14 protein-coding genes are annotated in these 16,992 nt (G+C 64.0%); 6 read left to right on the forward strand and 8 right to left on the reverse strand.

Annotation, left to right across the window (positions count from 1 at the left end; all coding sequences use genetic code 11):
• Positions 1-72 precede the first annotated feature (72 nt).
• The 4 genes from NKI25_RS03880 (at position 73) to NKI25_RS03895 (ending at position 4,783) form a co-directional block, all read left to right on the forward strand.
• Entirely contained in the window at positions 73-1,344 is a 1,272-nt protein-coding gene (locus NKI25_RS03880; protein WP_352998197.1) for a Re/Si-specific NAD(P)(+) transhydrogenase subunit alpha, read from the forward strand.
• Positions 1,344-1,766, forward strand: a complete 423-nt coding sequence (locus NKI25_RS03885; protein ID WP_036238371.1) for an NAD(P) transhydrogenase subunit alpha part 2 — start codon at positions 1,344-1,346, stop codon at positions 1,764-1,766. Before NKI25_RS03880 ends, NKI25_RS03885 begins: the two co-directional genes overlap by 1 nt.
• Positions 1,767-1,772: 6 nt before the next feature.
• Complete coding sequence (locus tag NKI25_RS03890) at positions 1,773-3,170, forward strand: NAD(P)(+) transhydrogenase (Re/Si-specific) subunit beta (protein ID WP_352828006.1); 1,398 nt, start codon at positions 1,773-1,775, stop codon at positions 3,168-3,170.
• A gap of 92 nt (positions 3,171-3,262) precedes the next feature.
• The gene (locus tag NKI25_RS03895) at positions 3,263-4,783 is read left to right on the forward strand and encodes a hypothetical protein (protein ID WP_352998198.1); all 1,521 of its coding nucleotides are present in this window, start codon (positions 3,263-3,265) and stop codon (positions 4,781-4,783) included.
• Positions 4,784-4,881: 98 nt separating this feature from the next.
• Here the strand turns inward: NKI25_RS03895 and NKI25_RS03900 are convergent, their stop codons facing one another.
• From NKI25_RS03900 to NKI25_RS03920, 5 genes are all read right to left on the reverse strand, one after another.
• Positions 4,882-5,799, reverse strand: coding sequence for a hypothetical protein (locus tag NKI25_RS03900; protein ID WP_352701644.1), 918 nt, complete (start codon positions 5,797-5,799; stop codon positions 4,882-4,884).
• 247 nt (positions 5,800-6,046) lie between these two features.
• Positions 6,047-8,518, reverse strand: coding sequence for a DNA topoisomerase (ATP-hydrolyzing) subunit B (gyrB, locus tag NKI25_RS03905; RefSeq protein ID WP_352578576.1), 2,472 nt, complete (start codon positions 8,516-8,518; stop codon positions 6,047-6,049).
• Between the two features lie 146 nt (positions 8,519-8,664).
• Positions 8,665-10,626: a tetratricopeptide repeat protein gene (locus NKI25_RS03910; RefSeq protein ID WP_352998199.1), complete on the reverse strand. Its 1,962-nt coding sequence runs from the start codon at positions 10,624-10,626 to the stop codon at positions 8,665-8,667.
• Positions 10,620-11,330 carry a caspase family protein gene (locus tag NKI25_RS03915; RefSeq protein ID WP_352998200.1) on the reverse strand — a complete coding sequence of 237 codons (711 nt, stop codon included), beginning with the start codon at positions 11,328-11,330 and terminating at the stop codon, positions 10,620-10,622. Before NKI25_RS03915 ends, NKI25_RS03910 begins: the two co-directional genes overlap by 7 nt.
• Positions 11,331-11,388: 58 nt before the next feature.
• Positions 11,389-11,958 (reverse strand): NADPH-dependent FMN reductase, encoded by a 570-nt coding sequence (locus tag NKI25_RS03920; protein WP_352454723.1) that lies wholly within the window; start codon positions 11,956-11,958, stop codon positions 11,389-11,391.
• Between the two features lie 183 nt (positions 11,959-12,141).
• Between NKI25_RS03920 and NKI25_RS03925 the strand changes: the two genes are divergently transcribed.
• Entirely contained in the window at positions 12,142-13,515 is a 1,374-nt protein-coding gene (locus NKI25_RS03925; protein WP_352454722.1) for a cytochrome P450, read from the forward strand.
• A 21-nt stretch (positions 13,516-13,536) separates the two neighbouring features.
• Here the strand turns inward: NKI25_RS03925 and NKI25_RS03930 are convergent, their stop codons facing one another.
• Entirely contained in the window at positions 13,537-14,511 is a 975-nt protein-coding gene (locus NKI25_RS03930) for a complex I NDUFA9 subunit family protein (RefSeq protein ID WP_352701641.1), read from the reverse strand.
• Positions 14,512-14,754: 243 nt separating this feature from the next.
• Between NKI25_RS03930 and NKI25_RS03935 the strand changes: the two genes are divergently transcribed.
• Positions 14,755-15,027, forward strand: coding sequence for a hypothetical protein (locus NKI25_RS03935; protein ID WP_352578579.1), 273 nt, complete (start codon positions 14,755-14,757; stop codon positions 15,025-15,027).
• A gap of 57 nt (positions 15,028-15,084) precedes the next feature.
• On the opposite strand, the gene NKI25_RS03940 is transcribed toward NKI25_RS03935, so the two are convergent.
• Both NKI25_RS03940 and NKI25_RS03945 read right to left on the reverse strand, forming a co-directional pair.
• Positions 15,085-16,086 (reverse strand): Ldh family oxidoreductase, encoded by a 1,002-nt coding sequence (locus tag NKI25_RS03940; RefSeq protein ID WP_352540382.1) that lies wholly within the window; start codon positions 16,084-16,086, stop codon positions 15,085-15,087.
• A 92-nt stretch (positions 16,087-16,178) separates the two neighbouring features.
• Positions 16,179-16,985, reverse strand: coding sequence for an ABC transporter permease (locus tag NKI25_RS03945; protein ID WP_352702253.1), 807 nt, complete (start codon positions 16,983-16,985; stop codon positions 16,179-16,181).
• Positions 16,986-16,992 lie beyond the last annotated feature (7 nt).

The following is a 16,992-nucleotide window of genomic DNA, read 5'->3' on the forward strand; positions in this document are numbered from 1 at the left end:
CCTTTGTCGAAGGCGCCGCCGGGGTCGGTCGGTGTCTTGCGGTAACAGGGTTCCGGCCGAAAGGATCATGCGGTGGGACAGACGGTTTTCATCCCTCGTGAGCTCGACGCAAACGAGCCGCGCGTCGGGGCCTCCCCCGACACGGTGAAGCGGCTGGCGGCACTGGGTTTCGACGTGATTGTCGAAACCGGCGCCGGCACAGCGTCGCGCATTCCCGACGAGGAGTTCGCCCGGGTGGGCGCCGCGATCGGCAAGGTCGGCGATGCTGCCAAGGCCGATGTCGTGCTGAAGGTGCGCCGGCCCATGGACGCCGAGCTGAAGGGCTACAAGTCCGGCGCCGCTATCATCGCGATCATGGATCCTTACGGCAACGACGCTGCCGTCGCTGCCCTTGCCAAGGCCGGTGTTACTGCCTTCTCCATGGAGTTCATGCCGCGCATCACCCGCGCCCAGTCGATGGACGTTCTATCCAGCCAGGCCAACCTCGCCGGCTATCAGGCGGTGATCGACGCGGCTGCCGAATATGACCGGGCGTTACCGATGATGATGACGGCGGCCGGCACCGTACCGGCAGCGAAGGCGTTCGTCATGGGCGTCGGCGTCGCCGGTCTGCAGGCCATCGCCACCGCGCGCCGCCTCGGCGCCGTGGTCACCGCCACCGACGTGCGCCCGGCCGCCAAGGAGCAGGTCGCCTCGCTCGGCGCAAAATTCCTGGCCGTCGAGGACGAGGAGTTCAAGGCGGCCGAGACGGCCGGCGGTTACGCCAAGGAAATGTCGAAGGGGTACCAGGCCAAGCAGGCGGCGTTGACCGCCGAGCACATCGCCAAGCAGGACATCGTCATCACCACGGCGCTGATCCCCGGCCGTCCGGCGCCGAAGCTGGTCTCGGCGGCAATGGTCGCCTCGATGAAGCCGGGCTCGGTGATCGTCGACCTTGCGGTCGAGCGCGGCGGCAATGTCGAGGGCGCCGAAGCCGGCAAGGTGGTGACCACGGCCAACGGAGTAAAGATCGTCGGCCATCTCAACGTTCCCGGTCGCGTCGCCGCCTCCGCTTCGCTTCTCTATGCCAGGAACCTCTATGCCTTCCTCGAGACGCTGGTCGACAAGGCGGCGAAGACGCTTGCCATCAACCACGACGACGAACTGGTCAAGGCGACGATGCTGACCGATGCTGGCAAGATCGTGCATCCGGCTTTCGCAAAGGCTGAGCAGGAGCCGCCAAAGGGCCAATATGTCGAACCACCGGCCATTCCGGCCAGGACGATGGTTGCCGAGGCTTCGGCGAAGCCGGCTGCGAAGAAAACGGCGGCGAGGAAGCCCAAGACCACCGGAGGGATCGCGTGATGGATCAGACTCTGCAGAAAGCCCTCGACCAGCTCGACCAAGCGACAGCTGCCGTGCGGCTTGCGGTGCAGAACCTGGCGGCCGCGCCCGGGACCGAGGCGGCGGGTGACGCCGCTCACGCGCTGTCCGGCGGTGCCATCGATCCGTTCGTCTTTCGCTTCGCCATCTTTGTCCTGGCGATCTTCGTCGGCTACTACGTCGTGTGGTCCGTCACGCCGGCACTGCACACGCCGCTGATGGCGGTCACCAACGCCATTTCCTCCGTCATCGTCGTCGGCGCGCTGCTGGCCGTCGGCATCTCGGCCTCAGGGCTTGCCACCGGCTTCGGCTTCGTTGCGCTGATGCTGGTATCGGTCAACATCTTCGGCGGCTTTCTCGTCACCCAGCGCATGCTGGCCATGTACAAGAAGAAGGAAAAGTAGGCCGCTATGAACGCCAACTTCGCCTCCTTTCTCTATCTGGTCTCCGGCATCCTGTTCATCCTGGCATTGCGCGGCCTGTCGCATCCGACCACCAGCCGCCAGGGCAACATGTACGGCATGATCGGCATGGGCATCGCCATCGCCACGACGCTGGCGCTGGCGACCCCTTCGGCCGGGCGCTTCGGCCTCATAGTGCTCGGGCTGCTGGTAGGCGGCTCGGCCGGTGCGGTCACGGCACGGCGTATTGCCATGACCTCGATGCCGCAGCTGGTCGCCGCCTTCCACTCGCTGGTCGGTCTTGCCGCGGTCATGGTGGCGGCGGCCGCCATCTATGCACCGGAAAGCTTCGGCATCGGCACCGTCGCCGATATTCATGCCCAGGCACTGATCGAGATGAGCCTCGGCGTTGCCATAGGTGCCATCACCTTCACCGGCTCGGTCATCGCCTTTTTGAAGCTCGACGGCCGCATGTCGGGCAAGCCGATCATGATCGGTGGCCGCCACTTCATCAACGCGGCCCTGGGCATTGCGCTGATCGTGCTGATCGTGCTGCTCGTCACCGCCGAGTCCAAGGTGGTGTTCTGGCTGATCGTTGCCGCCTCGCTGGTGCTGGGTGTGCTTCTCATCATCCCGATCGGTGGCGCCGATATGCCGGTGGTCGTGTCGATGCTGAATTCCTATTCCGGCTGGGCCGCCGCCGCACTCGGTTTCACGCTCGGCAATCTGGCGCTGATCATCACCGGCGCGCTGGTCGGCTCGTCGGGCGCCATCCTGTCTTACATCATGTGCAAAGGCATGAACCGGAGCTTCATCTCGGTCATCCTCGGCGGCTTCGGCGGCGAGACATCAGCCATTGCCAACGACGGCATCGAGCGCACGGTCAAGCAGGGCTCGGCCGAGGATGCCGCCTATCTGATGATGAATGCGCAAAAGGTCATCATCGTGCCGGGCTACGGCATGGCCGTCGCCCAGGCGCAGCACGCGCTGCGCGAGATGGCCGACAAGCTCAAGGCCAACGGCGTCGACGTCAAATACGCCATCCACCCGGTTGCCGGCCGCATGCCCGGCCACATGAACGTGCTCTTGGCCGAAGCCAACGTGCCTTATGACGAAGTGTTCGAGCTGGAGGACGTCAACTCTGAGTTCGCGCAGGCCGACGTCGCCTATGTCATCGGGGCCAATGACGTCACCAATCCCTCGGCTCGTGACGACAAGTCCTCACCTATATACGGCATGCCAATCCTCGACGTCGACAAGGCGCGCACCTGCCTGTTCGTCAAGCGCTCGCTCGGCTCCGGCTATGCCGGCATCGACAACACGCTGTTCTACAAGGACGGCACCATGATGCTGCTCGGCGACGCCAAGAAGATGACCGAGGAGATCGTCAAAGCGATGGATCACTGAAACGGCGTCGCTGCCAACTCACTGCCGATCGTCGAATACAGCCCGGCTCCGCGCCGGGCTCTTTCTTGGCTGTTACCGGTTCTGAAGCTACGATGCCGACCCGTCGTCTTGCTAACGGCGTCATCGTGGAGGTGCTGGTGCCCGACCCTGGTTCTACTGCATCGCCGGCTGCCGATCTGACCGCAGCAGAGAAGGCGCCACGCAAGCGCAGCCAGGCGGTAGTGGTCGTGCACGGCATGGGCGAGCAGCGGCCCATGGACACGTTGAGGGAGTTTGTCCAGGCCGTATGGAGCCACGATCCGGCCCGTGCACCGTTCTATGCCCATGTCCCCGATCCGGCCGACCCGATGGGTACGAAGATCAACCAGAGCTGGATCACGCCCGACAGCCGGACCAATTCGCACGAACTCCGCCGGATCACCACGCCCTATGATGTCGATGGCCGCCGCACCGATTTCTACGAGCTTTACTGGGCCGACATCACCCAGGGCACGACCCGAAGCCGCCTTGCTGCCTGGGTGACGACCCTGCTCTGGCGCAAGCCGGCCGATATTCCGCGCGATGTGCTCAAACTCTATGTCGTCACGCTTTTGGCCACCATCGTCGTCCTCGGCGCGGCGCTGGCGCTCGCAACGTCGACCTGGCAAGGCTACATCTCCTGGACGACCGGTGTGCTTGTCACGGTTCTGGCGTCGTTCGTCATCTGGTCGGTGGACCAGTTTGGCTTGCCTTATTTCGGCGACGTCGCCGCCTATGTGCGGGCCGAAGCGGCAACGGTCGAGAAGCGGGCGCTGGTCCGCGAGCGTGGCCTCAAGCTGCTGAAGCGTCTCATGATGGACGATGCCTATGACCGCATCGTGCTGGTCTCGCACAGCCTCGGGTCGATCATCGCCTATGATCTGTTGCAGATATTGTGGGCCGATTTCAGGCCTAGAAAGTTGGAAGCCATTCGCGACAAAGCGAGGCTGAAGGCGATCCACGCCGTCGACAAGGCGACGCTGGACGCCGATGCTTCCGCTTGGCCCGACAGCCTCGATGACCTCCCCGCATTCCGGCACAGCCAATGGGAGCTCTACCGGCAGCTTCGCGTCGGCGACGCCGATCATCCGCTGCCGTGGAAGATCAGCGATTTCGTCACGCTCGGCAGTCCGCTGACCCACAGCGAGTTTCTGGTGACCTACAACCTCGCCGAATTCAGGCGCGGCATCGCCGAGCGCCTGTTTTCGGCATGCCCGCCGATCGCCGACAGGGCGGCGGGCGGGACCATGCTCTACCAGGAAGGGCGCAGCCATTCCGGCAAGCCGCAGCGGGCGGTGCATCATGGCGCGGTGTTTGCCGCGACGCGCTGGACCAATATTTTCGACAGGGGCAATGGCTGGCTGACCGGCGACCCGATTTCAGGGCGGATGACGGAAAATTTTGGTCCCGGCGTGGAAAACATCCAGGTCGAGCTGCGCGGCTCGGGCGGCCGCGTCTTCACGCACAGCCTCTACTGGTCGCTGACGGCGAGCGGCGTCGAGGTCAACGCGCCGGCCGGCGTACAGCCGCGCTCGCACCTTGCCGTGCTGCGCGATGCGGTCGATCTCGGCCGCAAACTGGAAGCTGAGCTGTAGGCGGCGAGCAGCGCACGACATGCCGCGGCGGCAGTTCAAAGCAAGGTCCCCTTCGGGCGTAATCTTCCCGAAGCGGACCGAGTTCGCTTAGTCACCGATCAACGATTGGTCAGGAAAATCGCTTCCTCGTCGTCGCGCTGCCTGCCGCCAAGTGCTGCAGCCGCGCTGGCAATGAAGGCCCCGACGACCAGCGACAGCGCGCCAATCAGCGAGAAGGTGGCGCCTGCCTTTCTGGCGGTGTCGGCCGCCTGCTGGGCCTTGACCTTGGCGTCCTGCGCTCTGGCGATTACCGCATCGACGCGAGCGGTGGCATCCGCTTCGGACAGGCCTGTGCGGGCGGCCACCAGCCGCGACAGATAGGTCTTGTCGTCGGCCGATATTTCGCCTGCTGCGGCACTCGCGATCAGAATGCGGGATGCCTGCGCGGTTGCCGCAGCGTCGCTCTCCGGATTGGCGGCAGCGAGCCTTGCCGGATCGGCCGGGCGGAACAGCGTATCGACGAAATAAGACGTGGCGTTGTCAGGCGAGGCGCCACTCGCGTTCGCAGCAGCACCCGCCGAAGCGCCCATTGCCACGCCCGATGCCACAGTCGAAGCAGCCTGGACACCGGTACCTATCGCGGCCGAAAGCGCCGTGCCGAGCACGCCGGCGACGAGCAGCGTCGCCAGCGCCCAGGCCAGGAAGCCGTGAGCGGTATCGCGGAAGAAGACTTCATCGGTGTGGATGCCGACCCATTTGGTGCGCAGGCGTCCGGCGAGGTAGCCGCCCAGGGCCGACGACAGCCACTGCACGACGATCAGCCAGACGGCGGTGGAAACGGCGAAAGTGGTGACTGACGCACCCGAGCCGGACCATGGCGACACCATGCTCAGCCCAAGCCCGGAGCCGAGCAGCATCAAGATGAAGGTAAGCGTCGACGCAGCAAAGGCGCCGGCGACGATTGGCCCCCAGCTGACAGCGGGGGAAGCGGATTCCGTCGGTGCGGAAACGTCGACAGTCGTTAGGGTGGACGGCATGGAAGCCTCCTACCGTGCAAACAGCATGATCAGAATAATAATCGGAATCGGGACTCCGAGAAGCCAGAGCAAAATGCCACGTCCCATGGATGCCTCCTGCGGCGATTGTGATCAACTACAATGCCTTAAAAGACTTTCCGTTCCGGGCGATCCTCAGTGATCTTGTTTGCGATGCAGCAGGCGTATTGGTGCGTCAATGCGCACCAATGCAACTTCATGCCTAGCGGCTGGGCATCTCGGCCTTGGCTCAGATGTCCAGATTGGCGACCGACAGCGCGTTTTCCTGGATGAATTCGCGCCTTGGCTCGACCTCGTCGCCCATCAGCCGCGAAAACAAGCTGTCCGCATCCGTTGCGTCATTGACCTTGACCTGTAAGAGCGAGCGCACATTCGGGTCAAGCGTCGTTTCCCAGAGCTGCTCGGCGTTCATTTCGCCAAGGCCCTTGTAGCGCTGCATGGTCAGGCCCTTGCGGCCGGTGGCAAACACGGCATTGAGCAGTGCCAGTGGCCCCGAAATGGTTTCCGAGACATCCTTGCGGCGCAGCACCGGCGGCTCGCCATAGATTTCCGCCAGGCGCGGCGCATAGCGGTCGAGCTGGCGTGCGTCGGCGGAATTGATCAGCGCCAGGTCGAGATGCGCGAACTCCTTGACGCTGCGCACCGTTCGCTCGAAGACATAGCCGCCGATGCCCTCGTTCGAGGTCGACATGCGGCCGATCCAGCCGCGCTCGGTATCCTCGGCGATAATGTCGAGACGGCGGGCAACACGCTCGGCCGTCTCATTGGCGCGGCGGAGGTCGGTGAAGATCTCCGGGTTGAGCGCGCCGGCAATCGCTGCCTGCTCGACCACGCCTCTGTTATAGCGCGTGTGCAATCCGTTGATGAGCTGGCGGACAGCCAAGGCGTCGTCGATGGCACTGCGCAGGTCCTGCCCGGCCCGCACCTCGCCTGTGCTGAGCGCAAGCGACGCTTCTTCCAGCCCGGAGCCGATCAGGAATTCCTCGAAGGCGGCTTCGTCCTTGATGTATTGCGAGCTCTTCCCGCGCGTCACCTTGTAGAGCGGCGGCTGCGCGATGTAGAGATGACCGCGTTCGATCAGTTCCGGCATCTGGCGGAAGAAGAAGGTCAGCAGCAAGGTGCGGATGTGGGCGCCGTCGACATCGGCGTCGGTCATCAGGATGATCTTGTGGTAGCGCAGCTTGTCGGCGTTGAACTCGTCCTTGCCGATCGAGGTGCCGAGCGCGGTGATCAGCGTGCCGATCATGTCGGAGCCGAGCATGCGGTCGAAGCGGGCGCGCTCGACATTGAGGATCTTGCCGCGCAGCGGAAGAATGGCCTGGTTCTGGCGCGAGCGGCCGCCCTTGGCCGAGCCGCCGGCGCTGTCGCCCTCGACGATAAAGATCTCGGATTTCGCCGGATCGCGCTCCTGGCAATCGGCCAGCTTGCCGGGCAGCGAGGTAACGCCGAGCGAACTCTTGCGGGTGATGTCGCGTGCCTTGCGCGCGGCTTCGCGCGCGGCAGCGGCCTGGATGACCTTCTCGATGACCGCCTTGCCCTCGGTCGGGTGCTCCTCGAGCCAGGTGCCGAGCGCTTCGTTGACAAGCCCTTCGACCACCGGGCGGACCTCGGACGACACCAGCTTGTCCTTGGTCTGCGAGGAGAATTTCGGGTCGGGAACCTTGACCGACAGCACCGCCGTCAGCCCTTCACGGCAATCGTCGCCGATCAGCGCCACCTTTTCCTTCTTGGTCAGGCCCGAAGAGTCGCCATAGCCGGTTATCTGGCGTGTCAGCGCACCGCGAAAGCCTGCCAGATGCGTGCCGCCGTCGCGTTGCGGGATATTATTGGTGAAGGCCAGCACGTTCTCGTGGTAGCTGTCGTTCCACCACATGGCGACTTCGACCGTGATGCCGTCGCGCTCGGCGCGGATCGAGATCGGCTTGTCGAGCAACGGCTTCTTCGTCCGGTCGAGATATCGGACGAACTCTTCCAGCCCGCCATCGTAATGCAGTTCATGGCGCATGATGTCGGCATGGCGGGCATCGGTCAAAACGATGCGCACGCCGGAATTCAGGAAGGCGAGTTCGCGCAGCCGATGCTCCAGCGTACCGTAGTCGAATTCGACCATGGTGAAGGTCTCGGACGACGGCAAAAACGTGATTTCGCTGCCGCTGCGGCCTTCATAGGTGCCGGGGACCTTGTCTTGTTCATAACTGCCGGTGATGCGCAGCGGCGCGTCGGCATTGCCATGCGTGAAGCTCATCTCGTAGATCTGGCCGTTGCGGCGGATCTTCAGTTTCAGCCAGGCCGACAGGGCGTTGACGACTGACACGCCGACGCCGTGCAGGCCGCCTGAGACCTTGTAGGAGTTCTGGTCGAACTTGCCGCCGGCATGCAGCTGCGTCATGATCACTTCGGCCGCTGAAATGCCTTCGCCGGTGTGGATATCGGTCGGAATGCCGCGGCCATTGTCGATGACCGTCACCGATCCGTCCGGATTGAGCGTCACCGTCACCAGGTCGGCATGGCCGGCCAGTGCTTCGTCGATGGCGTTGTCGACGACTTCATAGACCATGTGGTGCAGGCCCGAGCCGTCGTCGGTATCGCCGATATACATGCCGGGCCGCTTGCGAACGGCATCCAAGCCCTTCAAAACCTTGATGGAATCGGCGCCGTATTCGGCTTCAACGCCGTTGGCGATGTCGGTCTGGTCGCTCATGAAAACCTGTCTGATTGATGCCGTGTGCAGAGCGCGAAAAATCGGCTTCGAATCGCGCATTTCTAATGTCGTAGATATAGGCGCAAAAGGCGGTTTTTCCAAGGTTTGCAGGCATTTCGGAACGGAATGACCATCGCGTGAGCCGGCTACCGGCGCCTGGCTTCGATCCTGGCCAGCCGCTCACGTAAAAACTTGATCATGACCTTGTGGCGCGGTGCCAACCGCCCGCTCCGGTCGAGCTCGAGCGTCATGTCGAGCGCCTTGGAAAGCACAGCCTTCGGGTCCTTTGCGACTTGGGCGTAGTCGATATAGGCGACCACCAGGTCGCGCTGCCAGGTGGCGTTGTCCGGATCGGACCGGGCAAGTTTCTCGCGAATGGCCAGGCTGTCCTGAAGGGCTTGCCGGGCGCCCCTGACGTCGCGCTGCCTGAGGCGCAGCGTGGCGACTTCGGACAGCGTTATCGACAAGTCCCGCTGCCAGTCGGAATTGGCGGGATCGAGCTTGGCCAGCCTCTGCGCAATCGCGTAGCTGTCCAGATAGGCTTTCAGCGCGCCTTTGTGGTCGCCCTGTATCGCCAGGACGCCGGCGACTTTCTCGATGCACACGGACAGGTCGCGCTGCCATTCGGTGTTGTTCGGGTCGCCGGCGGCGAGCGCGCTGGCCTGCGAAAGTGCCTCACGATAAGCCGAAAGTGCCGCCGGCCAATTCTGCTGGTCGCTCAGCGCATTGCCGATCTTGGCGTTGCCGACCGACAGGTCGCGCTTCAACTCGGTGTCGTCCGGATCGCGTTTCGCCAGTTGCTTGACGATCGCCAGACCTTCCTTGTAGGCCGCCAGCGCCCCGGCGGCGTCGCCGCGTTCGCGCAGCAGGTCGCCTATCGTATCGTGGCTGACCGAGACGTCACGCTGCCGGTCGGCGTCTCCCGGGTTGGCCGCCGCCAACGCCAGCCGCACCTTCAGGCTCTCTTCATAGGCGGCCTGTGCGTTGTCCAGTTGGCCTGCGATATGGGCAAGGTGACCGATCTCATCGTAGGTGATGGTCAGGTCGCGCTGCAGTTCGGCACGGTCGGGCTCTCCGGCGGCGAGCTGCTTCTTGATCGACAGGCTTTCCTGGTAGACCTCTGCGGCGCCGGCCAGATCGCCTTGCGTCGCCAATACGTTGCCGATCTTGTCGTCGGCCATGGCGAGGTCGCCGAACCACTCCAGATTGTCCGGTTCTGCCTCGGTCAGGCCCTGCAGAATGGTCTTGGCGGTCTCATAATTCTGCAGCGCTGACGGCAGATTGCCTTGCGCCATCCGCACGTTGCCCAGCTTGACGTGGCTGACGGCGAAGTCGCGCTTCACGTTGGGATCGGTTTCATGATGCGACCGCCGCTCGAGATCGGCTTGCAGCGCCTCGAAGGCACGGCCAGCCGCATCGATATTGCCGACCGTGGTATAGAGCTTGCCGAGCTCGTCCAGCGTGCGGATCAAGCGGTCGGCGTCGTCGAGCGACAGCACCACCTGTCCGGCTTCGCCATAAAGCGCCAGCACGGACTCATAGTCCCTGATGGCTGTGGCGTAGTCGAGGTCGGCGCGCGCGGCCCCGCCGGACAAATAGCGCGTTGCGGCCTCGGAGAGCGTGCGGCTGACGAAATTGGCCTTCAAAGCGTTGCGAGAGACACTGTCGATCTCGGCTGCCTCGGCGAGCTTTTTCCGCGCCGCATCGAACGCTCCCAGCGAAAGCTGCTCTTCGGCCTGCCGGCGCAACGCCGACACTCTGAGATCGTCGGATCCAAGCGTCTGCATTTCGCTCCGCACCTTGACGAAGGCGTCGGCTGCCTCACGCAGCCTGGCGTTCAGACTGTCCGCGGAGAGGTGGCCGGCATCGGAACTGATCAACGCGCCATAGAGCGGTGCCAGCGGCATGTCGGCGTCGCTGGCGATCTTCTCCACTTCGCCGCGCATCGCGGGCGTCACCTCGGCCATGGCCAGCAACAGGCGTTCGCGTTCCGGCAATTTCTCCTTGGCCGAGGCGGCAAAGAACAGCTGCGGCAGGCCGCTCTCGACATAGGGCAATTGCTTGCCGCGCGAGAGGTCGTAAACCTCCTGCTGCACGAGCGTCAGCACGGAGCGGATCTCGAGACCTTCGGTGCCGAGGTATTCGTCAGCGCCGCGGTAAACGGCGAATTCTGGTCCGTCCCATCCGCGGCGGTCTCGCCGGGCGCCGCCGAGAAGGCAAACAGGATGTTTTCTGCCCGCCCGATGCGGCCAAGACCCGGCCGGACCTTGTCGCTGACCTCTTTTACCAGCGCCGTTGCGCCGCGGCCTTCGCCGCCCGTAGCCGCAAACGGATCGCTGCGGCAGGCATCGAGCACGATCAGTCCGACCTTGCTGGTGGCGGCGACGGTCGCGCGGATCTCCTCCAGCGGCAGGCTGGTCCTTTCCAGCGTAGCGAGCGACGACGCGTCTGCATCGACCGGCAGGAGCCGATTCTCGCCGGCTATCTCGACGCCGTGGCCGGAGAAGAACACCAGCGCCACGTCGGCGCCTTTGGCATCCTCGCGGAAATCGTCAAGCGCCCGGCGCATGCGCCGCAGGTCACGGTTGGTTTCGAGGAAGACCTCGAAACCGAGCTTCCTCAGCACCGTTTCCATGATCTCGCCGTCATTGACGGGATTGGCGAGCGGCCGGATCAGCCGGTAGTCGTTCTCGGCGATGACCAGCGCAGCGCGCCGCTCCGCCATTGCAGCGGAGGCCGTCGAGAGGATCAGCAGCAAGGCAAACAGAAAACGCAAATCGAACCGCCCCGGCCCGGTCATTTGCCGGAGCATTCCATCTCTTTATGGCATGAGCAAGTTACGGCATCGGCAAGCCGGGCCGTTCGCGTTGTCAGCCAACCCGCATCGGCTTCAGCGCTTCGCTCCAGCGGAACAGCTCGTCCAGCATGGTCCTGGCCCCGCCGAGCACCTGCTCGCTGGGCAGGAAGGCGCCGGTCTCGTCGAGCAGCTTCTGGTACATCGGCAGCGCCACGCCTTCCGGAATCGGCATGACACCGACGGCGGTCAGCAACGGTTTGACCGCCTGCGCCGCTCGTAAGCCGCCGGAGACACCGCCGTAGCTGAGGATGGCGGCCGGCTTGTATCGCCATTCCCTGAGCAGGTAGTCGACCGCGTTGACGATCGCGGGAGCGGTGAAATAATTGTACTCCGGCGCCACGAAGACGAATGCGTCGGCGGCGTCGATTGCTTTCGACCAGGCTTTCGTGTGGCTGTTTTCGTATTTGCCGAGTCTCGGATGATGCGGCTCGTCCAGCACCGGCAGGTTGAATGCGGCGATGTCAGTGAGCACCGGCTCGAATTTGCCATGCTCGCGCGCAAAGCTCTCCAGCCACTTTGCGAAAGCGGGTCCGGCGCGGCCCGGCCGCGTGCTGCCGATGATGACGTTCAACTGGTGCTTCAAGGCAGGCTCCCGCCGGTTCTGACATCTGTGGTGCTGCCACCTAAGACACGCAGCCGGACACAGCAAGCAGGCACTTTCCGGTGCCCGGGTCACATTCCAGAGAGCGGATGCATCACCTTGTCGTCCGCTCACATGGACGCCTGCCTTGCCCGCCACTACATTGAGGTGTCAGCGGAGCAAGTCATGGACAGTCAGCCCGTCCCCTTCGTCCCGCCGGCGCCGAAGCCGCGCACCGCGCCGCCCTCGACGCTGGAGATGATCCGCATCGTCTACCGCAATCCGCTCGAACTGTGGGGCGAGCCGACCTACAACGAGCCCTGGATTTCGGTGACCGGCATCGGCGGGCCGCTGGTCATCGCCAACGACCCCGGTCTCATTCGCCACGTGCTGGTCGATAACGCCAAGAACTACAAGATGGCGACGGTTCGCCAGCTGATCCTGCGGCCGATCCTGCGCGACGGCTTGCTGACCGCCGAGGGCGAGGTGTGGAGGCGTTCACGCAAGGCCATGGCGCCGGTGTTCACGCCGCGCCATATCTTCGGTTTTGCCGAGCCGATGCTGAGGCGCACGCGGGAGTTCGTCACGCGCTACGAGGGCGGCGGCACGTTCGACATCGCTCACGACATGACGCTGCTTACCTTTGACATCCTGGCCGAGACGCTGTTTTCCGGTGAGATTTCAGGCGAGCCGGGCAGCTTTGCCAAGGAGATCGACCGCCTGTTCGAGACCATGGGTCGGGTCGATCCGCTCGATCTGTTGCGGGCACCCGATTGGCTGCCGCGTCTGACCCGCATCCGCGGCCGCAAGACCATGGCCTACTTCCGCAAGATCGTCACCGACACGGTGCAGATGCGCGAGGCGCGGTTGAAGCGTGATCCGGACACGGTGCCGCAGGATTTTCTCACGCTGCTGTTGAAAGCGGAGGGACCGGGCGGGCTGACCCGGGCCGAGGTCGAGGACAACATCATCACCTTTATCGGCGCCGGCCACGAGACTACGGCCAGGGCGCTCGGCTGGACGCTCTACTGCCTTGCCGAAGCGCCGTGGGAGCGCGAAAAGATCGAGCACGAGATCGATGCCGTGCTGGCGCGTGAGCCCGACCCGACGAAATGGCTCGACGCTATGCCGCTCACCCGTGCCGCCTTCGAAGAGGCGCTCAGGCTCTATCCGCCGGCGCCATCGATCAACCGCGAACCGATCGAGCCCGAAACCTGGAACGGCCTCTACATACCGCGACGTGCCGCGGTGCTGGTGATGCCGTGGGTCGTCCACCGCCATCGCAAGCTGTGGGACAGGCCCGACGCCTTCATGCCGGAACGCTTCCATCCGGGAAACCGCGAGAAGATCGACCGTTTCCAGTATTTGCCGTTCGGCGCCGGGCCTCGCGTCTGCATCGGCGCCAGCTTTGCCATGCAGGAGGCAATCATCGCGTTGGCGATCATGCTGTCGCGCTATCGTTTCGATACCACCGCGCAAACCCGCCCCTGGCCGGTGCAGAAGCTGACGACGCAGCCGCAAGGCGGGCTGCCTATGCAGGTTACCAGGCGCGCGGCGTAGGCAACCCGACGTCCGTTCGTGTTATGCGGCGGACTTGCGTTGGAACTGGCCGGCGGCGCGGTAGCGCCAGAGATAGCTGGGCAGGATGGTTCCGATCGACCGCGGCTGGATACCGAGGCCGGCGAGCGTCCTGTTGTCCTTGACGGCGGCATCCGACACCACATTGTGCTGGCGCAACAGCAGGACCTGGTCCTTGGTCAACAACGGATTGGGCAGCAGTCCGAGAATTGATGCCTGGAGGTTCGCCAGCCACCATGGAACGGGCAGCAAAAACCGCTTGCGTTCGATGATGACAAGCAGCTCTTGCATGCATTCCTTGAAGGTAAGCACCTGCGGCCCGCCGAGTTCATAGATCCGGCCGCCCTGGACCTTGCCGTCGACCGAGTGCGCCACCGCTTCGGCGACGTCGCCGACATAGACCGGCTGGAATTTCGTCTGCCCGCCGCCGATCAGCGGCAGCACTGGGGAAAAGCGAGCCATGTTGGCAAAGCGGTTGAAGAAACCGTCCTCCGGCCCGAAATTGATCGATGGCCGCAAGATCACGGCGTCTTGGACCGTCTCAAGAACGGCCTTTTCGCCGAGCGCCTTGGTACGCGCATAGTCCGATTGCGCGTGGAGGTCCGCTCCCAGAGCCGAGATGTGGGTGAGGCCGGCGCCGACGGCGCGCGCCGCTTCGGCAATAGCGCGCGCGCCGAACTCGTGGACGGCAGTAAATTTCTGCCGGCCGGCCTCATGCGCGATCGCAACCAGATTGACGACATGGTCGGCGCCTTGCACGGCGCGGTCGATCGACCAGCGCACCCGGACATTGGCCTGCACCGGCTGGATCTGCCCGACATTGCCAAGCGGTTGCAAATGACCGGCGAGATCGGGCCGGCGGCAGGCAACCCGGATGCGGTAGCCGCGCTTGGCCAGCGCCCGCACGACATGACGACCGACAAAGCCGGAGCCGCCGAAAACGACGACGAGCTTTGGGGTCTGAAGGATTTCGGTCATGGCTGGCTCCGGCGGGCTATCCAGATGGCTTGATTGAAGCCGTTTCATAGTCGGTTTCGCGCCAAAGGCAAAGGGCGACCATCGGTCGCCCGGCAGTGTTGAAGCATGATTTTCCGGATCCGTTCGAAATGGCAGAAAACGCCGCCGAGGCCCGGCTTTACGGCAACTCCATTAGGAACAGGAACCTTTGTTCGGTCGGCGATTTTAGATGTATGATTTGATTCCGAATGGAGGATATTGCCGATGACGACAAAACGCGTTGCGATCTTCGCTCTGGCTTTCGCAACAGGCTGCAGCATTGGTGCCTCGGCATTCGCGGCAAACCGGCATCACCACCAAGCTCAACCCGAACGCTACGTTCCCGCCAACGGCGACATCATCGACATTCTGTTCGGTGGCCCGCGCTACTATGACAACCACCTGTTCACGACGGCCGCCGAACCCTGCTCCTACAACAGGGTAGGACCGGACGCGAATGCGGTGAACGCCATCAACGATCATCATTGCGGGAAGTAGGCTCGCGCTGCCGGATCGGCCGGCCTCGTCAGCCGCTCATCGGACAAACGAATTTCTTCAGGACGAATAGCGGGCGGCGAATTCGGAAATGCGCTGCACCACGGCTTTCGGCGCGCTTATGCCGCGCGCCGCCGCCTTCTCCGCGGCCTCGGCCCGGGCACGCCCCGGCACATGCACGCCATAGCGCCGCCGCAGCCGGTCGAGTTGATCCTTCATCCGCTTTTCGAAGTCCGGATCGAGCAGCTTGGGCTCGACGGCAAGCACGAACAGGCCGGTCCCCGGACTGTCCGGCCCGCCGCTGAACCATGGCGCATCGAGCGACCAGTTGGCGCCCGACAGGCCCGCAGCCAGCACCTCGACCATCAGCGCGATGTTGGCGCCGCGCTGGCCGCCGAAGGCAAGCATGGCGCCCTTCATTGCAGCTGCCGGGTCCGTGGTCGGATTGCCGCTCGCATCCAGTGCCCAGCCTTCGGGTATCTTCTTGCCGTCCTCGGCCGCCTTGCGGATGTTGACGAAGGCGGTGGCGCTCGACGATTGGTCGATGACCAGCGCCGCCCCGTCCGCGGCGGGTGCCGCAAAGGACATCGGGTTGGTGCAGTAGACCGGCTTGACCGAGCCCGAGCCGGCAAGCACGGCCGGGCCGTTGGTGGCGGCGAACGACACCAATCCCTGCGCGGCCAGCCTTCCGGTGAAATAGCCGAGCGCGCCGCACGTATAGGCATTCTTCTGCGAAAAAATCGCGACGCCGAACAGCCGCGCCGCCTTGGCGAGTTCATCGATCGTGCGGTCGAAACCGGTATGCGCCAGTCCGCCGCGCGCATCGGAGAGATAGACCGCGAGCGCCGGCCTGGTGATCACCGGATCGGCGTTGCCGTCGATGCGGCCGGCTTCCAGCGCTTCGAGATAATCGATGAAGTGCGACAGCCCAACGGTCGACAGTCCTTCCGCCTCGGCCGCGACGATCGAGGCAGCCAGCGACTGCGCCGCCTCTTCGTTGGCGCCAGCGCCAAGTGCGGCCATCCGGCACAGCCCTGTCGCCTGGTCGAGACTGAGTTGCATCGTAGCTGCCCTGAAATTTCAGCGAGTAGCGAATAGGGAGTAGCGAGTAGGGAAATCAGCAAAACTATTCGCTATTCACTACTCCCTATTCGCTAACCGATCTTGTTCGGAATCCGCGCCTCGATCTTGCCCAGGGTGAAGACGAGAATGCCGGTGATCGCCATATAGATCAACGCCAGGAGCAGCAAGGGTTCATAGGTGAGGTAGGTATCCTGACGCGCCTTTGAAGAGACGGCGAATATGTCGATCACGCTGATGGTCGCCACCAGCGGCGTCGATTTCAGCTGCAGCACGATTTCGCCCGTCAGTGTCGGAAGCGCGCGGTAGAAGGCCTGCGGCAGCCAGATTCGCCGGAAAATCCTCCAGCGGCTCATGCCGAAGGCGCGGGCGGCTTCCAATTGGCCTTTGGGTACGCCGGCAAAAGCGCCTCGCATCACCTCGCCCTCATAGCCGGCGAAGGACAGCGTCAGCCCGAGCACGCCATAGGGCCATGCCTGCCTCAGATAGGGCCACATCCAGGACTCGCGAATCCATGGATATTGTGGAAACAGCGAGCCCAGCCCGTAATAGAGCAACCAGAGCTGCAGCAGCAGCGGCGTTCCCCTGATGACCGTGCAGAAGGCCTTGGCGGGCGCCGCGAACCAGAAAGAGCCTGCGGCTTGTGCCAGTCCGAGCGGCATGGCGAGCAGGAAGCCCAGCGTGCAGGTGACGGCAAGAATCCACAGCGCGCGCCAGATGCCGAGCAATCCCATCCCGTAATATTTCGGCAGCCAGTCCCAGCGCATGAAGACGGCCGCCGCCAAAACCAGCCCCAGCGCGATCAGGATCAGCGCGATACGATGCGGCTTCAGCCACAGCGAAGCGCGTGCGGCTATCTCGACGGCCGCTTCGCCAGTCATCACCGGG

This window comes from Mesorhizobium sp. M0808, from assembly GCF_040320025.1.
Taxonomy (GTDB): domain Bacteria; phylum Pseudomonadota; class Alphaproteobacteria; order Rhizobiales; family Rhizobiaceae; genus Mesorhizobium.

Bases quoted from the DNA above. Each gene is read 5' to 3' on its own strand.
- NKI25_RS03935 (WP_352578579.1), top strand. From the start codon at position 14,755: ATGACGACAAAACGCGTTGCGATCTTCGCTCTGGCTTTCGCAACAGGC.
- NKI25_RS03915 (WP_352998200.1), bottom strand. From the start codon at position 11,330: ATGCTCCGGCAAATGACCGGGCCGGGGCGGTTCGATTTGCGTTTTCTG.
- NKI25_RS03930 (WP_352701641.1), bottom strand. From the start codon at position 14,511: ATGACCGAAATCCTTCAGACCCCAAAGCTCGTCGTCGTTTTCGGCGGC.
- NKI25_RS03895 (WP_352998198.1), top strand. From the start codon at position 3,263: ATGCCGACCCGTCGTCTTGCTAACGGCGTCATCGTGGAGGTGCTGGTG.
- NKI25_RS03900 (WP_352701644.1), bottom strand. From the start codon at position 5,799: ATGCCGTCCACCCTAACGACTGTCGACGTTTCCGCACCGACGGAATCC.
- NKI25_RS03940 (WP_352540382.1), bottom strand. From the start codon at position 16,086: ATGCAACTCAGTCTCGACCAGGCGACAGGGCTGTGCCGGATGGCCGCA.
- NKI25_RS03945 (WP_352702253.1), bottom strand. From the start codon at position 16,985: ATGACTGGCGAAGCGGCCGTCGAGATAGCCGCACGCGCTTCGCTGTGG.
- NKI25_RS03925 (WP_352454722.1), top strand. From the start codon at position 12,142: ATGGACAGTCAGCCCGTCCCCTTCGTCCCGCCGGCGCCGAAGCCGCGC.
- gyrB (WP_352578576.1), bottom strand. From the start codon at position 8,518: ATGAGCGACCAGACCGACATCGCCAACGGCGTTGAAGCCGAATACGGC.
- NKI25_RS03885 (WP_036238371.1), top strand. From the start codon at position 1,344: ATGGATCAGACTCTGCAGAAAGCCCTCGACCAGCTCGACCAAGCGACA.
- NKI25_RS03890 (WP_352828006.1), top strand. From the start codon at position 1,773: ATGAACGCCAACTTCGCCTCCTTTCTCTATCTGGTCTCCGGCATCCTG.